Annotated in this window: 18 protein-coding genes; 15 read left to right on the plus strand and 3 right to left on the minus strand. The window is 72.0% G+C overall.

Annotated elements, in window-relative coordinates; genetic code table 11:
• Window positions 1–707, plus strand: a 707-nt coding sequence (locus NJ376_RS06930; protein WP_370288026.1) for a hypothetical protein, incomplete at its 5' end; no start/stop codon positions are given.
• 33 nt (window positions 708–740) lie between these two features.
• On the plus strand, window positions 741–1,394 hold the full coding sequence (locus NJ376_RS06935) for a Vgb family protein (RefSeq protein ID WP_252952522.1): 654 nt from the start codon (window positions 741–743) through the stop codon (window positions 1,392–1,394).
• 282 nt (window positions 1,395–1,676) lie between these two features.
• Here the strand turns inward: NJ376_RS06935 and NJ376_RS06940 are convergent, their stop codons facing one another.
• The gene (locus NJ376_RS06940) at window positions 1,677–2,873 is read right to left on the minus strand and encodes an LLM class flavin-dependent oxidoreductase (RefSeq protein WP_252952523.1); all 1,197 of its coding nucleotides are present in this window, start codon (window positions 2,871–2,873) and stop codon (window positions 1,677–1,679) included.
• A 220-nt stretch (window positions 2,874–3,093) separates the two neighbouring features.
• Between NJ376_RS06940 and NJ376_RS06945 the strand changes: the two genes are divergently transcribed.
• The gene (locus NJ376_RS06945) at window positions 3,094–3,333 is read left to right on the plus strand and encodes a hypothetical protein (protein WP_252952524.1); all 240 of its coding nucleotides are present in this window, start codon (window positions 3,094–3,096) and stop codon (window positions 3,331–3,333) included.
• A gap of 10 nt (window positions 3,334–3,343) precedes the next feature.
• On the opposite strand, the gene NJ376_RS06950 is transcribed toward NJ376_RS06945, so the two are convergent.
• A complete protein-coding gene (locus NJ376_RS06950; RefSeq protein WP_252952525.1) occupies window positions 3,344–4,504 on the minus strand; it encodes a YncE family protein in 1,161 nt (386 codons plus the stop codon).
• A 387-nt stretch (window positions 4,505–4,891) separates the two neighbouring features.
• Window positions 4,892–5,734, minus strand: a complete 843-nt coding sequence (locus NJ376_RS06955) for a universal stress protein (protein WP_252952526.1) — start codon at window positions 5,732–5,734, stop codon at window positions 4,892–4,894.
• 156 nt (window positions 5,735–5,890) lie between these two features.
• On the opposite strand from NJ376_RS06955, the gene NJ376_RS06960 reads away from it, so the two are divergent.
• The 12 genes from NJ376_RS06960 (at window position 5,891) to pcaB (ending at window position 16,648) form a co-directional block, all read left to right on the plus strand.
• The gene (locus NJ376_RS06960; protein ID WP_252952527.1) at window positions 5,891–6,775 is read left to right on the plus strand and encodes a 2-dehydro-3-deoxygalactonokinase; all 885 of its coding nucleotides are present in this window, start codon (window positions 5,891–5,893) and stop codon (window positions 6,773–6,775) included.
• Window positions 6,772–7,401 carry a 2-dehydro-3-deoxy-6-phosphogalactonate aldolase gene (locus NJ376_RS06965; protein WP_252952528.1) on the plus strand — a complete coding sequence of 210 codons (630 nt, stop codon included), beginning with the start codon at window positions 6,772–6,774 and terminating at the stop codon, window positions 7,399–7,401. Before NJ376_RS06960 ends, NJ376_RS06965 begins: the two co-directional genes overlap by 4 nt.
• An 89-nt stretch (window positions 7,402–7,490) precedes the next feature.
• Window positions 7,491–8,525, plus strand: coding sequence for a TRAP transporter substrate-binding protein (locus tag NJ376_RS06970; protein ID WP_252952529.1), 1,035 nt, complete (start codon window positions 7,491–7,493; stop codon window positions 8,523–8,525).
• 10 nt (window positions 8,526–8,535) lie between these two features.
• Window positions 8,536–9,027 (plus strand): TRAP transporter small permease, encoded by a 492-nt coding sequence (locus NJ376_RS06975; RefSeq protein WP_252952530.1) that lies wholly within the window; start codon window positions 8,536–8,538, stop codon window positions 9,025–9,027.
• Complete coding sequence (locus NJ376_RS06980; protein WP_252952531.1) at window positions 9,027–10,352, plus strand: TRAP transporter large permease; 1,326 nt, start codon at window positions 9,027–9,029, stop codon at window positions 10,350–10,352. The genes NJ376_RS06975 and NJ376_RS06980 overlap by 1 nt, the downstream gene beginning before the upstream one ends.
• A gap of 20 nt (window positions 10,353–10,372) precedes the next feature.
• Window positions 10,373–11,014, plus strand: a complete 642-nt coding sequence (locus NJ376_RS06985) for a glutathione S-transferase family protein (protein WP_252952532.1) — start codon at window positions 10,373–10,375, stop codon at window positions 11,012–11,014.
• A gap of 60 nt (window positions 11,015–11,074) precedes the next feature.
• A complete protein-coding gene (gene pcaF / locus NJ376_RS06990; protein ID WP_252952533.1) occupies window positions 11,075–12,283 on the plus strand; it encodes a 3-oxoadipyl-CoA thiolase in 1,209 nt (402 codons plus the stop codon).
• A gap of 131 nt (window positions 12,284–12,414) precedes the next feature.
• On the plus strand, window positions 12,415–13,566 hold the full coding sequence (gene pcaDC / locus NJ376_RS06995) for a bifunctional 3-oxoadipate enol-lactonase/4-carboxymuconolactone decarboxylase PcaDC (RefSeq protein WP_252952534.1): 1,152 nt from the start codon (window positions 12,415–12,417) through the stop codon (window positions 13,564–13,566).
• The gene (gene pcaH, locus NJ376_RS07000; protein WP_252952535.1) at window positions 13,563–14,258 is read left to right on the plus strand and encodes a protocatechuate 3,4-dioxygenase subunit beta; all 696 of its coding nucleotides are present in this window, start codon (window positions 13,563–13,565) and stop codon (window positions 14,256–14,258) included. The genes pcaDC and pcaH overlap by 4 nt, the downstream gene beginning before the upstream one ends.
• Complete coding sequence (pcaG, locus tag NJ376_RS07005) at window positions 14,255–14,815, plus strand: protocatechuate 3,4-dioxygenase subunit alpha (RefSeq protein WP_252952536.1); 561 nt, start codon at window positions 14,255–14,257, stop codon at window positions 14,813–14,815. Before pcaH ends, pcaG begins: the two co-directional genes overlap by 4 nt.
• Window positions 14,816–14,819: 4 nt before the next feature.
• Entirely contained in the window at window positions 14,820–15,290 is a 471-nt protein-coding gene (locus NJ376_RS07010; RefSeq protein WP_252952537.1) for a cupin domain-containing protein, read from the plus strand.
• Window positions 15,287–16,648, plus strand: coding sequence for a 3-carboxy-cis,cis-muconate cycloisomerase (pcaB, locus tag NJ376_RS07015; RefSeq protein WP_252952538.1), 1,362 nt, complete (start codon window positions 15,287–15,289; stop codon window positions 16,646–16,648). The genes NJ376_RS07010 and pcaB overlap by 4 nt, the downstream gene beginning before the upstream one ends.
• The last annotated feature ends 14 nt before the right edge of the window (window positions 16,649–16,662 follow it).

A 16,662-nucleotide genomic window follows, 5' to 3' on the forward strand; every position in this document is an offset into this window, starting at 1 on the left:
CGGCGGCGGCGGCGCAGGCCTCCGCCCTGCCGGCCCTCATGGCGGAGGTCGCGAAGGCCGCCGGGCTGCTGGAGGCGCCTGCGGCCCGGCTGGTCGCCGGTGGCGAGGCGCGGCCGCTGCGCCTCGCCGAGGTGGAGCGGCTGCTCGGCTCCGGCGCCCTGGTGGTCGATGGCTGCCGCCACCTGCTGCAGCAGGGCGGCGAGTCGATCTCCCTCGCCCGCCGGCCCGTGCTCTTCGCCCTGGCCCGGACGCTGGGCGAGGCATGGCCCGGCGATGCCCCGCGGGAGGCGCTGCTCCGCCGGGCCTTCGGCGCCCGCCACGCGGATGAGTCGCACCGTGCCCGGCTGCGGGTGGAGATCGGCCGGCTGCGCGCGGCGCTGCGGCCGCTGGCGGGCATCGGCGCGACGCCGCGCGGCTTCGCCCTGGCGCCGCAGCCGGGCGTGCCCGTCCTGGTGCTGGCCCGGCCGGCGGAGGAGGCGCATGCGACGGTGCTCGCCTTGCTGGCCGATGGCGAGGCGTGGTCGAGCTCCGCCCTGGCGCTCGCCCTCGGCACCAGCCAGCGGAGCCTGCAGCGGGCGCTGGAGGCGCTGGCGGCGGCGGGAAAGGTGCAGGGCCTCGGCCGTGGCCGGGCCAGGCGCTGGGTGGCGCAGCCCTTGCCGGGATTCGCGCCAGGCTTGTTGCTCCCGGGCCCCTGGCCGGGCGGCTAGGCTCCCCTCGCTGAACAACGAGGGGAGAGAGGGATGCACCGCCGCGCCGCCGAGATCCTCCGCGACTACGGGCCCTTCCCGGAGATCGATCAGGTGCATGGCGTCAGCTTCGACGGCCACCTGGTCTGGTTCGCCTCCGGCGCACGGCTGAACGCCCTGGACCCGGACAGCGGCGAGCTGCTGCGGGCGATCGCGGTGCCGGCGGCGGCGGGCACCGCCTTCGACGGGCGCTACCTTTACCAGATCGCCGAAGGGCTGATCCGGAAGATCGACCCGACAAGCGGCCAGGTGCTGGGCAGCATCAGGCTGCCGGGCGAGGGCGGCTATTCCGGCATGGCCTGGGCGGAGGGCAGCCTCTGGGTCGGGCAGTATCGCAACCGCCGCATCCATCGGATCGATCCCGAGACCGGCACCGTCCTCCGCACCATCGAGACGCAGCGCGTCGTCACCGGCGTCACCTGGGTGGAGGGCGAGCTGTGGCACGGGAGCTGGGAGGGGGAGGAGAGCGCGCTGCTGCGGCTCGATCCTCGCACGGGAGAGGCGCTGGAATGCCTCGATCTGCCGCCCGGGATGGGCGTCTCCGGCCTGGAAGCCGATGCCGGCGGGCGCTTCTTCTACGGCGGCGGCAGCAGCGGCCGGTTACGCGCGGTGCGGCGACCAGCCGGCAGGAAGGCGGGGAAGGGCTGAGAAGCCCGCGCTCCGGCCGGGCCTCCCGGCCCGCCATCGGCGGGCGCTGCCATGCGCCATGCGGGGCGCGGCAACCGCATGGCTGCCGCGCCCCGACGCCAGAGGCCGAAAGCGCGAAGCCCGCCAGCAGACAATGCGCTGGAGCGGGATGGGCGAGCGACGCTCAACCCATCCCGCTCCAGAGCAAACTCCGATCAGATAGAATCATCTGATCGGAGGTATTTGCTCGCCATAACAACAGCCTAGAGCGGGCTCCGTGAGCCAGTACGAACGGAAACCGCTCTAGAGATTCACCTTCCCCGTATGCAGCTTCAGCCGCATATGGTCCGGCACCTCCTGCCCCGCATCGGTGAAGGCCTTGCGCAGCGCGCTCATGCTCGGGCCGAAGATGCCGCTGCGATTCTCGCTGCACCAGTCGCGGCTTTGCTGCGGCATGGTGAGGCTGCCCTGGAAGCGCGGCATCACCCAGCGGGCGAACAGCTCGTAGCTGCGCATCGTGTCCTCGCGATTCGCCCATTCATGCGCGCGGAACAGCACGCCGCCGGCGCCGCCCTCGGTGAATTCCAACAGCCGGGCGATGCCGGCCGCCACGGTGTCCGGGCTGCCCACCAGCGTGGTGCCGGCCTTCAGCCCGTCGCCCAGCGGGTTCTCGCTGCGCATCGGCGGGCGGCCCAGCGTCTCGCTGAAATAGGTCAGGGTCTCCAGCCTCTCGCCATGCGCCACGTCGCGGAAGGCGCGCTCATCCTCCTCGGCGCAATGCATGTTCACCACCAGCCGCCAGCCGGCGCGGTCCATCACCTTGCCGTGCTTCTTCGCCTCCGCCTCGCCCTGGCGCCAGGACTCCGCCAGCTTCAGCGGCCCGCCCGGCAGGCCGGCGCCGAGGGAGAGCAGCCCGACGCCGTACTTCCCCGCCGTCATCGCGCCGGAGGGCGTGGTGGCGCTGGCGACCGCGATGGGGAAGTGCGGGTAGGTGTAGGGCGCCAGGTGCAGCCGCGCCTGGTTCAGCTCGAACCAGTCGGTCTTGATCGTCACCGGCTCCTCGCAGGCCAGCAGCTGCATGATGGCGCCGAGGCTCTCATCCATCATCCGCCGCTGCTCCTCCGCCTTGATGCCCATCATGTAGGCGTCGGAGACCAGGGCGCCGGGGCCGCAGCCCAGCATGGCGCGGCCGCGCGTCATGTGGTCGAGCTGGACGAAGCGCTGCGCCACCAGCAGCGGATGGTGATAGGGCAGCGAGGTGACGCCGGAGCCGAGCATGATGTGCTTCGTCCGCTCCGCTGCCGCGCCGATGAAGATCTCCGGCGAGGCGATGATCTCCCAGCCCGCGGAATGGTGCTCGCCGATCCAGGCCTCGTCATAACCCAGCGTGTCCAGCCACTGGATGAGCTCGAGGTCGCGGCCGAGGGCGAGGGTCGGGTTGTCGCCCACCCGGTGGAACGGCGCCAGGAAGATGCCGAAGCGCAAGCCGCGATGGGCCATGGATGCGTGCCTTTCCAGGTGTTGTCCCAGGGAGGCTAGGGACAGGGCAAGGCGAAGGTCAACCTTGGGCGGGCGACCGCCCCGGCCGCGGCCACCCTGCCCGCCGCCATCGGCCGCAGGCGCGGGATCGGCCCTTCGCTTGGCGCAAAGGTGATGCAGCGCACAGCGAGCCGAAACGGCGGGAAGCATGTTGGGCGCATCGCCAGGAGGGACTGCCGCCATGGACGCCACCGCCACCGCCCTGCCCGCCACCGCCCTGCCCCATCTCCCGGCGCTCCCCGCACGGGGATTGCTGCGCCGGCTGCGCTGGTGGTGGCTGCGGCGGCGCAGCGATGCCATCCTGCGCAGCCTGGCGGCACGGCATCATCGGCCGGCCGCCCCGAAGCCGGCGGAACCGGGCTGGGAGGCCCGGATCACCGCCATCGTCCCCGGCTTCGGCCTGCTGCGCCTCTCCCGCTGAGCGGCGGTGCTCAGCGCGGCCGCTCCGCCGTCCGCAGCGCGGCGGAGCCGCCGCCGACCCGCAGCCGCGGCCCGGCCTCGCTCAGCGCGCCATCCTCGCCGACCCGGAAGACGGAGATGTCCTTCTCCACCATGTTGCCCACCAGCAGGGTGCGGCCATCGGCGGAGAAGGCTGCGCCCTGGGACCAGGTGCCGACCTGCGCTTCCGAGACCACCGCGAGCCGCCCATTCTCGATGCGCAGCAGCTTCACCAGGCCGGGACCGTGGAAGGGCGAATCCGCCGGCTTGTTGGAGCCGTTCATCACCGTCACCGCGATGAAGCGGCCATCCGGGCTTGCCATGATGCCTTCCGGCGTCTGGCCGACGCTGGCGGTATCGACGATGCGGAAGGGCATGCTCCGCAGATCGACCAGGCTCACCGTATCGGCATCCCCGGTGCCGCGGCCGATATTGGCGACCGCCGCCCATTGCCCGTCCGGGGTCACCGTCAGGCCATAGGGGCGGACGCCGGTGGTGATCTCCCGGTCCAGCTTCACCACCCGCTCGCCATCGATCTGCAGCACGTTCAGCGAGTGGTCGCCATACCGCGTGACCAGGGCGTGGCGCCCATCCACGGTGAATTGCACGTGGGAGACCTCGGAGGATACGGGCCCGATCTCCACCTTGCCGGCCGGCGTCACCTGGCCCTGGGCGATGCGGTAGATACTGACCGTGCCTTCCGCCCGGTTCGCCACCAGCGCCAGGGTGCCGGCGCGGTTGATGGAGAGACCGGCCGGTGCCAGGCCGGTGGGCAGGGTGGCGACGAGGCGCGGCGGGTTCGCCGTGAGGTCGAGCACCGAGAGCGTGTTGCCCGGCACGAGCTTGCCGGGGTCGGCCGGGTCCCGCACCTGGTTGGCGGTGACGAGGGCAAGGCGCTCATCCGGGGTGATGGCGACGGAAAGGGGCGGGCCGACGACGCTCGCCGGCACGGCGATCTCCGCCCGGATGGCGGGCGGCGAGGCGGAGAGGTCGATGACGGTCACCGAATCCGGCGGCGAGTCCCGCAGGTTGCGGACGGTACCGTTCTCCAGCACCGTCTTGCCGTCATTGGCCGAGATCGCGAGCTGGGCGGCAGCCGGGGAGGCAAGCGCCAGGGCAAAGGCGAAGGCGGCGGCGCGCGGCAGCTCTGGCATTGTCGGATCCTCCCGTCGCAGAGTGTCGGACGTAGCACGCTGCATGTCGAGAGGGGGGCGGGTTGCGGCGCCACGGGCGGGATGGTGCCCGCCCGACCTGCCCTTCCGGCGGTGCGGGACGCCACGGACCTGGGGCATGGCGGCCTCCCAGCCCTTGCTGCGCCGGGCAAAGCTGCCGTCGCCCCTTGTCCTTCCACGGCTTCGCCGCGCAAGACCGCGCGAGGCTCTAGAGCATGCTGCGTTCGCTTGCGCTCACGCAGCATGTTCTAGGTCGTTGTTTTGCGAGCATCTTCACGCGTTCAGATGATGCCATCTGAACGCGATCTGCTCTAGAGATCTGGCGAGTACGGGCTCCCCGCGAAGCCGCGCAGCGGTTCCAGGGAGCTCTCAATGCGACAGCAGCACCGGCAGGGTCATCTCCTGCAGCAGCCGGCGCGTCACGCCGCCGAGCGCCCATTCGCGCAGCCGCGAATGGCCATAGCCGCCGATGACCAGCAGGTCGGCCTGCAGCTCCGCCGCATGGTTCAGCAGGATGTCGGCCACCGAGATCTCGGTGCCAGAGCTGCGCTCCACCCGCACCGCGACACCATGGCGCGCCAAGTGACGGGCGATGTCGGCGCCCGGATCCTCGCCATGCACGCCGGCCGCGCCTCCGGGACTGACCACCAGCACGGTGGCGGTGCCCGCCCCGACCAGCAGCGGCAGCGCATCCCGCACCGCCCGCGCCGCCTCGCGGCTGGCATTCCAGCCGATCAGGGCACGCTCGCCCGGCACCCCGAAACTGTCGGCATAGGGCACCACCAGCACCGGCCGGCCGGCGCCGAACAGCACCTGCTCGATCACCGTCCCCGCCCCCGGCGGCATTCCGTCCGGGCTCGCCTGGCCGAGAATCGTCAGATCGGCATAGCGGGCATGCTGCGTCACCACCTCGGCGATGCTGCCCTCCGCCTGGCGCCATTCGCCCGGCAGGTCCTCCCGCCGCAGGCATGCGCGGAATGCCGCCTCGGCCTTCGCCGCGGCGGCCAGCCCTTCCTCGCGCAGTGCGTCGATCACGCCCACCGCCGCCACGCCGCCGGCATCCGCCGCGGCGAGGGCCGGCAGCACGGCATCCACGACGAAGAGGCCGGTGAGGTGCGCGCCATGCCGCCGCGCCAGATCGGCGGCGAATTGCAGCCGCGCGGCGGAACGCTCCGTCGCGTCCAGATGCACCAGAAGATCCTTGAGCGACATCCTCGACCCCTTCCCCCCCGCGGCGCCATGGAGGAGAGATTTCGCCGCGCTGGCGGATTGCGACCTTGATCAGCGTCAATTGCCTCAGGCTTCGCGGAACCGTGATGGCGGAAGCATCCGGCTGCGCCGCCCCGCGCCGCCTGCTACCCATGCGGGATGATCGGCATCGACTGGGGCACCTCCTCCTTCCGCGCCTACCGACTGGCGGCCGATGGCCGGATCCTGGACCGCGTCGCGCGCGAGGCGGGCATCCTCGCCATCCCCGCAGGCGGCTTCCCCGCGGCGCTGGAGGCGGCGATCGGCCCCTGGCTGGCGGCGGGCGAGCGCCGCGTGCTGCTCTGCGGCATGGTCGGCAGCCGGCAGGGCTGGGTGGAGGCGCCCTACCTGCCCTGCCCGGCCGGGCCGGCGGAGATCGCCGCCGCCCTTACCCGCATTCCCTATGATCAGGCCGAGCTGCTGCTGGTGCCCGGCCTTTCCACGCGGGATGCCGGCGGCGTGCCGGATGTGATGCGGGGCGAGGAGACCAAGCTCATCGGCCTGCTGGCCGCGCTCGGCAGCGCGCCCGCCCTGGCCTGCCTGCCCGGCACCCACAGCAAATGGGCGCGGCTGGAGGGCGGGCGCATCGCCGGCTTCGCCACCCAGATGACAGGGGAGCTGCGCGCCGTGCTGCTGGCGCACAGCATCCTCGGCCGCATGGCGGAGGAGGGGCCGACGGTGGAGGCGGCCTTCCGCCGGGGCGTCCGCCGCGCCGGCGAGGCGGGCGGGCTGCTGCACCAGCTTTTCGGCACCCGCGGGCTGGGGCTGATGGGGGAGCTCTTGCCGGCGGAGACGTCCTCCTACCTCTCCGGCCTGCTCATCGGCCATGAACTCCGCGCGGTGCTGGCGGAGGCGCCGCCCGCCGGCCCCATCCACCTGGCGGGGGCGGAGGCGCTGGCCGCGGCCTATGCGCTCGCCTTCGCCGAATGCGGCCTGGACTGGCGGATGCAGGACCCGGACCTCGCCGCGCATGGCCTGCACCTGATCGCGGAGACCCTGGCATGAGCGCCCTCGCCCCAAGCTTCGCCGACTGGCTCGCCCGCTGCCCCCTGGTCGCCATCCTGCGCGGGCTGCGGCCGGAGGAAGCGGTCCCGGTGGGGGAGGCGCTGCTGGCCGCCGGCATCCGCGTCCTGGAAGTGCCGCTGAACTCGCCCGAGCCCTGCGAGAGCATCCGCCTTCTGGCAGCGCGCTTTGGCGGGGAGGCGCTGGTCGGCGCCGGCACGGTGCGGCGGGTGGCGGAGCTGGAGGCGGTGGCCGAGGCCGGCGGCCGCCTGCTGGTCACGCCCCATGCCGAGCCGGCCCTGGTCCGCCGCGCCAAGGCGCTGGGGATGCTCGCCTGCCCCGGCTGCTTCACCCCGACCGAGGCCTTCGCCCTGCTGGATGCCGGCGCCGATGCGCTGAAGCTCTTCCCCGCCGAGGCCGCCTCCCCCGCCGTGCTGAAGGCCATGCTGGCGGTGCTGCCGCAGGGCACGCCGGTGCTGCCGGTGGGCGGCATGGGGGCGGAAAGCGTCCCGGCCTGGCGCGCGGCGGGGGCGGCCGGGTTCGGCATCGGCAGCTCGCTCTACAAGCCCGGGCTGACACCGGCCGAGGTGGGAGAGCGGGCGCGGCGCCTGGTGGCGGCGCTAGCCTGAGCGCGCCCGCGCGGCCAGCGAAACATCTGGCATCGGCGCCCGTTTCAGGGGAAACCAGCCAGGGAATGCTTAACCGGGGAAACCTCCAGATGCCTACCCGCCGGCTTGCCCTGCTCGCCGCCCCTGCCCTGCTGCTCGGCCGCGGCGCCGCGGCGCAGGAGGTGACGCTCAGGCTGCACCACTTCCTGCCCGCCGTCTCCAACGTCCACCGCTTCTTCCTGCAGCCCTGGGCGCAGAAGGTGGCGAAGGAGAGCGACAACCGCCTGCGCATCCAGATCTTCCCGGCCATGCAGCTCGGCGGCGCGCCGCCCCAGCTCTTCGACCAGGCGCGGGACGGCGTGGCCGACATCATCTGGACCCTGCCCGGCAATACCCCGGGCCGCTTCCCGCGCATCGAGGTGTTCGAGCTGCCCTTCGTCTCCCACAAGCGGGCGATCGTGAACTGCCTCGCCATCCAGGAATTCGCCCAGAGCCAGCTCCGCGAGGAGTTCCGGGAGGTGCATCCGCTCTGCGTCTGGGGGCATGGCGAGGGGCTGATCCATGCGAAGCGCGAGGTGCGAAGCATGGAGGATCTGCGCGGGCTGAAGCTGCGCTTCCCCTCCCGCCTGAATGGCGAGGCGCTGCGCGCCCTCGGCGCCGCCCCGGTGGGCATGCCGGTGCCGCAGGTGCCGGAGGCGCTGAGCCAGGGCGTCATCGACGGTGCCGTGGTGCCCTGGGAGGTGGTGCCCTCCATCCGCCTGCAGGAGATGGTGAAGTACCACACCGAGATCCCGGGCAGCCCGACCCTCTACATCGCCACCTTCATCCTGGCGATGAACAGGACGAAATACGAAGGGCTGGCGCCCGAGCTGCGCGCCGTGCTGGACGCCAACAGCGGCGCCGCCGCGGCGCGCATGGCCGCCGTGCCCTGGGATGAGCGCAACCCGGTGGTGGAGGCCGAGGCCCGCCGCCGCGGCAACCAAGTCATCGTCATCACCGAGGCGGAGAAGGCCCGCTGGATGGAGGCGACCAAGCCGGTGGTGGAGAACTGGCTCGCCCAGAGCCGCGAGCGCGGCCTGGATGGCGCCGCGCTGCTGGAGCAGGCGCGGGCGCTGGTGGCGAAGCACGGCGCCGGCATCGGCTGACGGCGGCGGCATGGAGGAGGAGATCCCGCCGCGCGGCCCGGTCGCGCGGCTCGGCACCGCGCTGGCCCTGGCGGGCGGCACGGTGCTGCTGGCCACCGCCCTGCTCGCCACCGCCTCCGTGCTGCGGCGCTGGGCCACCGCCCAGCCCATCCCGGGGGATTTCGAGCTGGTCTCGCTCGGCTCCGGCCTGGCGGTGATGGGCTTCCTCGCCCAGGGGACGCTGACGCGCAGCAACATCCTGGTGGACAGCTTCACCACCTGGCTGCCGGCCCGGGTGAACCGCGCAATGGACGCCTTCTGGACGCTGGTCTGGCTCGGCGTGGCGGCGGTGCTGGCGGAGCGGTTGCTGGTCGGGGCGCGGGAGACGCTGGCGAGCGGGACCACCACCATGGTCCTCGGCCTGCCGACCTGGTGGGCGGTGGGGCTGGGCGGGCTCTGCTTCGCCGCCACGGCGCTGTCCGCCGCGTACTGGGCCTGGCGGCTGGTCCGGGGCCGCGGCTGATGGCGCCGGAATTCCTCCAGGCCGCGCTCGGCTTCGCCGCGCTGCTGGGGCTGATCGCGCTGCGCTGTCCGGTCGGGCTCGCCATGCTGCTGGTGGGGGCCGGCGGCTATGTCTGGATCGTCGATACGGGCGTGCTGCTGAATTACCTGAAGACTACGCCCTGGCACCTCTTCGCCAATTACACCCTTTCGGTCATCCCCCTTTTCATCCTGATGGGCGCGCTGGCGGAGCGCGGCGGGCTGGCGCGGGACCTCTTCGCCGCGGCGAATGCGCTGGTCGGCCATCGCCGGGGCGGCATGGCGATGGGCGTCATCGGCGCCTGCGCCGCCTTCGGGGCGGTCTGCGGCTCCTCCGTCGCCACCACCGCCACCTTCGGCCGCGCCGCGCTGCCGGAGCTGCGGCGCTATGGCTACGATCCGGGCCTCGCCACCGGCACCATCGCCGTCGGCGGCACGCTCGGCATCCTCATCCCGCCCTCGGTCATCCTCGTCGTCTATGCCATCAGCACGGAGCAGAACATCGCCAGGCTCTTCATGGCGGCACTGATCCCGGGGGTGCTGGCGGCGCTGCTCTACATCATCGCCATCTTCCTGCTGGTGCGGGCGCGGCCGGCCCTGGCGCCCGCGGCGCGGCGCGCTTCCGGGGCGGAGGCGCGGCAGGCGCTGCGCAACGTCATCCCCGTGCTGCTGATCGCCCTGGTGGTGGTGGGCGGCATCTATGGCGGCGTCTTCACGCCGACCGAGAGCGCCGCCATCGGCTGCATCGCCACCCTGGCGGTGGGGTTGGCCCGCCGCAGCCTCGGCCTGCGGCAGGTGCGGGAGGCGCTGCTCGCCACCGCCGAGACCACGGCGATGATCTTCGTCATCCTGCTCGGCGCCGAGGTGTTCAACGCCTTCCTCGCCCTGACCTCGGCGCCGGAGCTGCTGGCGATGTGGATCGGGGAGCAGGACTTCCCCCCCTATGGCGTGCTGGGGCTGCTGCTGCTGGCCTATGTCCTGCTGGGCGCGGTGATGGATGAGCTGGCGATGATCCTGCTCACCCTGCCGATCTTCTTCCCCATCGTCACGGCGCTGGATTTCGGCCTGGGCGGGGCGGAGGAGACGGCGATCTGGTTCGGCATCCTGGTGCTGATCGTGGTCGGCATCGGGCTGACCGCGCCGCCCATCGGGCTGAACGTCTTCGTGGTCAGCTCGCTCGCGCGGGACGTGCCGATCGCCCGGACCTATCGCGGGGTGCTACCCTTCCTGGCGATGGATCTGCTCCGGCTCGGGCTCTGCGTGGCCTGCCCGGGGCTGAGCCTCTGGCTGGTGCGGCTGCTGGCGTAACCATGAACAGGGAGGTCCGCATGCTGACCGTGCACCATCTCGGCAAGTCGCAGTCCGAGCGGATCGTCTGGCTCTGCGAGGAGCTGGGCCTCGACTACATACTGCGCCACCATGTGCGGGACCCGGTGACCATGCTGGCGCCGCCCTCGCTCCGCGCGCTGCACCCGGCAGGCACCGCGCCGGTCATCGAGGAGGACGGCATGGTGCTGGCCGAAAGCGGCGCCATCCTCGCCTATATCCTGGCGAAGCATGGTGGCGGACGGCTGGAGCTGCCGGCCGGCCACCCGGATTTCCCGCACTACCTGTACTGGCTGCATTACGCGAACGGCACGCTGCAGCCGGCCATGGGGCGCAACATGATCCTGCACCGGCTGAACCTGCCCGAGGACAACCCGGTGCGCCGGGCGATGCAGGGCCGGCTCGGCCATGCGCTGGGGATGGTGGAGGCGCGGCTGGCGCAGGTGCCCTGGCTGGCCGGCCAGGACTTCACCGCCGCCGACATCATGTCCGTCTTCTCGCTCACCACCATGCGGTACTTCGCGCCCCTGGACCTCGGCGGCTACCCCGCCATCCGCGCCTGGCTGCAACGCGTCGCGGCGCGGGAGGGCTACCGCCGGGCCATGGCGAAGGGCGATCCCGGCATGGAATTGCTGCTGGGCTGAACCCGTTGACCCCGCCCGGGCTGCGGGGCAAGTCTGCGGTCATATCAAGGGAGAACCGCCATGGCCGAGGCCTTCATCTGCGACGCCATCCGCACGCCCATCGGCCGCTATGCCGGGGGCCTGGCGGCCATTCGCACCGACGATCTGGGCGCCATTCCGCTGAAGGCGCTGATGGCGCGCAACCCCAAGGTGGATTGGGCGGCGGTGGAGGACGTGGTCTTCGGCTGCGCCAACCAGGCGGGGGAGGACAACCGCAACGTCGCCCGGATGGCACTGCTGCTGGCCGGGCTGCCGGAGACCATTCCGGGCAGCACGGTGAACCGCCTCTGCGGCTCCGGCATGGATGCGGTGGGCATCGCCGGCCGCGCCATCAAGGCGGGCGAGGCCGCGCTGATGATCGCCGGCGGCGTCGAGAGCATGACCCGCGCCCCCTATGTCCAGGGCAAGCAGGCGGAGGCCTTCGGCCGGGCGCCGGAGATCTACGACACCACGATCGGCTGGCGCTTCGTCAACCCGAAGATGAAGGCGCAGCACGGCGTCGATTCCATGCCGGAGACGGCGGAGAACGTGGCGCAGGACTTCCAGATCAGCCGCGCCGACCAGGATGCCTTCGCCTACCGGTCGCAGCAGCGCGCGGCCAAGGCGCAGGCCAGCGGCCGCCTCGCCGAGGAGATCGTCGCCGTCGAGATCCCCCGCCGCAAGGGCGACCCGGTGAAGGTGGCGCAGGACGAGCATCCGCGGCCGGAGACGACGCTGGAGGCGCTGGCGAAGCTCCCCACCCCCTTCCGCAAGGAGGGCGGCAGCGTGACCGCCGGCAATGCCTCCGGCGTCAATGACGGGGCGGCGGCACTGCTGGTGGCGAGCGAGGAGGCGGCGAAGCGCTATGGGCTGACACCACGGGCCCGCATCATCGCCACGGCCACGGCCGGCGTGCCGCCGCGCATCATGGGCTTCGGCCCCGCGCCGGCGGTGCGCAAGGTGCTGGAGAAGGCCGGGCTGAAGCTCTCCGACATCGATATCATCGAGCTGAACGAGGCCTTTGCGGCGCAGGCCCTGGCCGTCACCCGCGATCTCGGCCTGCCGGACGATGCGGAGCATGTGAACCCGAATGGCGGTGCCATTGCGCTCGGCCATCCGCTCGGCATGTCCGGCGCGCGGCTGGTGCAGACCGCGGTGCATGAGCTGGAGAAGCGCCAGGCCCGCTACGCCCTGACCACCATGTGCATCGGCGTCGGCCAGGGCATCGCAATGGTGATCGAACGCGTGTAACCGGGAGGGGCGCTGCCCCTCCCGGACCCACCCCGCCAAAGGCCGAAGGGCCTTTGGAAACCAGGAGTTTGAGGGGGAGCAGCGCTGCCCCTCAACACCCTGCCAGGCTTTTCACCAACGAGGTGACGTCCATGTTCATCCAGCTCGGCGATGCCTGCATGCATGTGGCGGTGGAGGGGCCGGAGCGCGCCCCGCCCGTCCTGCTCATGCACTCCCTCGGCACCAACCTGCATATGTGGGACCCGCAGGCGGCCGCACTGGCGAAGCGCTTCCGCGTCATCCGCATGGACATGCGCGGCCACGGCCTCAGCGAGGCGCCGCCGGGCCCCTACACCATGGAACGGCTCGCCCGGGACGGGCTCGCCGTGCTGGATGCGCTCGGCATCCAGCAGGCGCATCTCGGCGGCGTCTCCATCGGCGGGCATATCGCCATGCGCATGGCGGCGCTGGCGCCACAGCGGGCCCTCTCCCTGCTGCCCTGCGACACCGCCCTCTCCTTCGGCGGCCCGGCGGGCTGGCAGGAGCGCATGGAGGCGGTGAAGGCCGGCGGCATGGCGGCCATTGCCGATGCCACCATTCCCCGCTGGGCGCTGGATGGCTCCCTCGCCTCCTCCCGCGCGCTGAAGCGCATGCTGCTCACCACCGATCCCGCCGGCTGGCTCGGCTGCGCCGCCGCCTTGCAGGGGGTGACGGGGGATGAGCTGACGGGGAAGCTCTCCTGCCCCACCACGGTCATCGTCGGGGACCGCGACCCTTCCACCACGCCGGATGCCGCCCGCGCCATCCAGGCCGCCATCCCGGGCAGCAAGCTCGTCATCATCCCGGAAGCCGCGCATATTCCGAATTTCGAGCAGGAGGCGGCGATGACCCGCGCCGTGCTCGGCCATATGGAGGCGGTCACCGCCCTGCCCGCCGCGACGGCCGAGGCCGGGATGCTGGTCCGCAAGCGCATCCTGGGCGAGGCGCATGTGGCGCGCTCCGAGGCCGACCTCACCGCGCTCGACGCGCCCTTCCGCGAGTACATCCTGGAAGGCGTCTGGGGCCGCGTCTGGACCCGGCCCGGCCTCTCCTACCGTGACCGCAGCCTGCTTTGCCTCGCCATGCTGGCCGCCCTCGGCCATCATGAGGAGTTCCGCCTGCATGTCCGCGCCACGCGGAATACCGGCGTGACGCCGGAGGAGATCGCCGAGGTGCTGCTGGCGGTCAGCGCCTATGCCGGCATCCCCGCCGGCAACAGCGCGCTGCGCATCGCCAAGGACACGCTGCGGGAGATGGATGGATGAGCTACGCGCCGATCGCCCCGGGCAGCCAGCCGCCGCTTGATGCGCCCGCCTATGGCAGCACCCACAGGCGCCACCCGAAGCAGGCGCCCATCCGCATCGCCCCGACGCTGACGGAGCTGGCCGCGCCGCGGATGACGGAGGCGCTTTACCCTTCGAGCGCCAATCTGGCGAAAGGCCCAGGCTGGGAAGCGCAGGGCGAGCGGATCATCGTCGCCGGCCGCGTGCTGGACGAGGCTGGCCGCCCGCTGCGCGGCGCCATGGTGGAGGTGTGGCAGGCCAATGCCGCCGGCCGCTACAACCATGAGCGGGACCAGCACGACGCGCCGCTCGACCCGAATTTCAAAGGCGAGGGCCGGGTCTTCACCGATGCGGAGGGCTGGTACCGCTACACCACCATCCGCCCCGGCGCCTATCCGTGGCGCAATCACCACAATGCCTGGCGGCCGGTGCATATCCACTATTCGCTGTTCGGCCAGGGCTTCGCCCAAAGGCTCATCACCCAGATGTACTTCCCCGGCGACCCGCTGCTGCCGCTGGACCCGATCTTCAATTGCGTGCCGGACGAGGCAGCGCGGAACCGCCTTATCGCCCGCTTCGATCTCGACATCACCCAGCCGGACTACGCGCTGGGCTACCGCTTCGACATCGTGCTGCGCGGCCGGCAGGCGACGCCGATGGAGAACCCGGCATGAGCGCCGCCGGGGATCGGCCGCTGATCGCCACGGCCTCGCAGACCTCCGGCCCCTTCTGGCACCTGATCGACGTCCCGGCCTGGGCCGACCTGCTGCGCGGCGATGGCCCGAATGCCGGCATGGAGGGCGAGCGGATCATCCTTCTCGGCCGCATCACCGATGGCGACGGCGTGCCCTGCAGCGACATGATGGTGGAGCTGTGGCAGGCCGACCCGGGGGGGAAGTACGACGGCGCCTTCCACGGCTTCGGCCGCTGCGCCACCGACGCCAATGGCGAGTACCGCTTCACCACGCTGAAGCCCGGCCCGGTGCGGGCGGCGGGCAATGCCTTCCAGGCGCCGCATGCGACGCTCACCCTCTTCGCCCGCGGCTTGCTCAGCCAGCTCGTCACCCGGCTCTACTTCGCCGGGGAGGCGCTGAACGAGCAGGACCCTGTGCTGAACACCGTGCCGGCCGCCCGGCGCGGCACGCTGATCGCCCGGCCTGAGGGCCCCGGCACTTGGCGGCTGGACATCCGCCTGCAGGGAGAGGGCGAGACCGTCTTCCTCGAGGTGTGACCCGATGGCGCTGCATCATCTGCGGGTCGATTCCGTCACCCCCTTCGACTACGGCTTCGGCCCGGGCATCGGCGGCCAGGGGGCGGATCTCGGCCGCAATCTCGGCAGCCAGGCCATCGGCCTCATCATCCAGACCATCCCGCCCGGGCATCTCTCCTCCCGCCGCCACCGGCACCTTTACCAGGAGGAGATCCTGCTGGTGATGGCAGGCACCGGCCTACTGCACCATGGGGAGGAGCGCCTGGCCGTTACCGCCGGGGACGCCTTCCGCTACGGCCCGGAAGACCCCGAGCCGCATTGCTTCGAGAATACCGGCAGCGAGGCCCTGGTAATTTGGGCCTTCGGCAACCGTCTGCCGCATGAGATCTGCCTCTACCCGGACCAGGGCGTCGCCTTCGTCGAGGGGCTGGGGGCGGAGGTTTCGCTGGGGGCGCTGGCCCCCAGCGCCTGGACCGAGGAGCGTCGCAAGAGATGAGCGTGAATCCCGCCGACAGCCCCGTGCTCGGCGCCCTCTACGGCACCGATGCGATGCGGGCGGTGATGGGCGAAATGGCCTTCCTGCAGCGCATGCTGGATGTGGAGGCGGCGCTGGCGCGGGCCCAGGCGAAGCTCGGCATCGTGCCGGCGGATGCGGCGGCGGCCATCACCCAGGCAGCCGATGCAAGGAAGCTCGACCTGCCCGCCCTGGCGGCCGCCACGCGCAACACGGGCTACCCCGTGGTCGGGCTGGTGAAGCAGCTTTCCGCCCTGGCCGGGACGGAGGCGGGGCGCTGGACGCATTGGGGCGCCACCACCCAGGACATCATGGACAGCGCGGTGGTGCTGCAGATCCGCGACGGGCTGGCGCTGGTCGAGGCGGAGCTGGACGCCGTGATCGCCGGCTTCGCCGCCATGGCGCGGGCGCACCGGGACACGGTGATGGCCGGCCGCACCCATCTGCAGCATGCGCTGCCCACCACCTTCGGCTGCAAGGTCGCGGTGTGGCTGAGCCCGCTGATCACCACGCGGGAGCGCTTCGCCCAGCTCCGCCCGCGCGTCCTCAAGCTGGAATTCGGCGGCGCCGCGGGCACGCTCGCCTCGCTCGGAGAGCAGGGGCTGGCGGTGCAGGCGGGGCTGGCGGCGGAGCTCGGCCTGGCCGTGCCGGACGTGCCCTGGCATGTGGCGCGGGACGGGGTGGCGGAGGCGGTCTCGCTGCTCGGCCTGCTCTGCGGCGCGCTGTCCAAGATCGCCACCGACGTCATCCTGCTGATGCAGAACGAGGTGGCGGAGGTGGCGGAGCCGCATCAATTCGGCCGCGGCGGCTCCTCCACCATGCCGCAGAAGCGCAACCCCATCTCCTGCGAATACATCATCGCCCAGAGCCGCGGCGTGCACGCGCTGGTGCCGCAGATGCTGGGCGCCATGGCACAGGACCATGAGCGCGGCACCGGACCCTGGCAGGCGGAGGCGCTGGCGATCGGCCAGTCCTTCCTGTTGGCGCATGGGGCGCTGGCGTGCACGCGCGTGCTGGCGGAAGGGCTGGTGGTGGATGCGGCGCGGATGCAGCGCAACCTGGACAGCACCGGCGGCCTCATCATGGGGGAGGCGGTGATGATGGGCCTGGCCCCGGTGCTGGGCCGCGGCGAGGCGCACCACGTGGTCAACCGCGCCTGCGACCTGGCCATTGCCGAGGGGATCAGCCTGGCCGAGGCGCTGGGGCGGGAGACGGCGCTGAAAGGCAAGCTGGATGCGACGGCGCTGGCGAAGCTGACGGCGCCGGAGAGGTATCTGGGTGCGGCGGGGGATTTCGTGGATAGGGTGTTGGGGCGGCTGGCTGTTCCTCGCCCCTCATGAACGAGCCTATCCCG

The sequence above is a fragment of the Siccirubricoccus soli genome (assembly GCF_024178315.1).
In the GTDB taxonomy this organism is placed as follows: Bacteria; Pseudomonadota; Alphaproteobacteria; order Acetobacterales; family Acetobacteraceae; genus Siccirubricoccus; species Siccirubricoccus soli.

Coding starts and splice junctions, on each gene's coding strand:
- NJ376_RS06935 (WP_252952522.1), top strand. CDS start 741: ATGCACCGCCGCGCCGCCGAGATCCTCCGCGACTACGGGCCCTTCCCG.
- NJ376_RS06940 (WP_252952523.1), bottom strand. CDS start 2,873: ATGGCCCATCGCGGCTTGCGCTTCGGCATCTTCCTGGCGCCGTTCCAC.
- NJ376_RS06945 (WP_252952524.1), top strand. CDS start 3,094: ATGGACGCCACCGCCACCGCCCTGCCCGCCACCGCCCTGCCCCATCTC.
- NJ376_RS06950 (WP_252952525.1), bottom strand. CDS start 4,504: ATGCCAGAGCTGCCGCGCGCCGCCGCCTTCGCCTTTGCCCTGGCGCTT.
- NJ376_RS06955 (WP_252952526.1), bottom strand. CDS start 5,734: ATGTCGCTCAAGGATCTTCTGGTGCATCTGGACGCGACGGAGCGTTCC.
- NJ376_RS06960 (WP_252952527.1), top strand. CDS start 5,891: ATGATCGGCATCGACTGGGGCACCTCCTCCTTCCGCGCCTACCGACTG.
- NJ376_RS06965 (WP_252952528.1), top strand. CDS start 6,772: ATGAGCGCCCTCGCCCCAAGCTTCGCCGACTGGCTCGCCCGCTGCCCC.
- NJ376_RS06970 (WP_252952529.1), top strand. CDS start 7,491: ATGCCTACCCGCCGGCTTGCCCTGCTCGCCGCCCCTGCCCTGCTGCTC.
- NJ376_RS06975 (WP_252952530.1), top strand. CDS start 8,536: ATGGAGGAGGAGATCCCGCCGCGCGGCCCGGTCGCGCGGCTCGGCACC.
- NJ376_RS06980 (WP_252952531.1), top strand. CDS start 9,027: ATGGCGCCGGAATTCCTCCAGGCCGCGCTCGGCTTCGCCGCGCTGCTG.
- NJ376_RS06985 (WP_252952532.1), top strand. CDS start 10,373: ATGCTGACCGTGCACCATCTCGGCAAGTCGCAGTCCGAGCGGATCGTC.
- pcaF (WP_252952533.1), top strand. CDS start 11,075: ATGGCCGAGGCCTTCATCTGCGACGCCATCCGCACGCCCATCGGCCGC.
- pcaDC (WP_252952534.1), top strand. CDS start 12,415: ATGTTCATCCAGCTCGGCGATGCCTGCATGCATGTGGCGGTGGAGGGG.
- pcaH (WP_252952535.1), top strand. CDS start 13,563: ATGAGCTACGCGCCGATCGCCCCGGGCAGCCAGCCGCCGCTTGATGCG.
- pcaG (WP_252952536.1), top strand. CDS start 14,255: ATGAGCGCCGCCGGGGATCGGCCGCTGATCGCCACGGCCTCGCAGACC.
- NJ376_RS07010 (WP_252952537.1), top strand. CDS start 14,820: ATGGCGCTGCATCATCTGCGGGTCGATTCCGTCACCCCCTTCGACTAC.
- pcaB (WP_252952538.1), top strand. CDS start 15,287: ATGAGCGTGAATCCCGCCGACAGCCCCGTGCTCGGCGCCCTCTACGGC.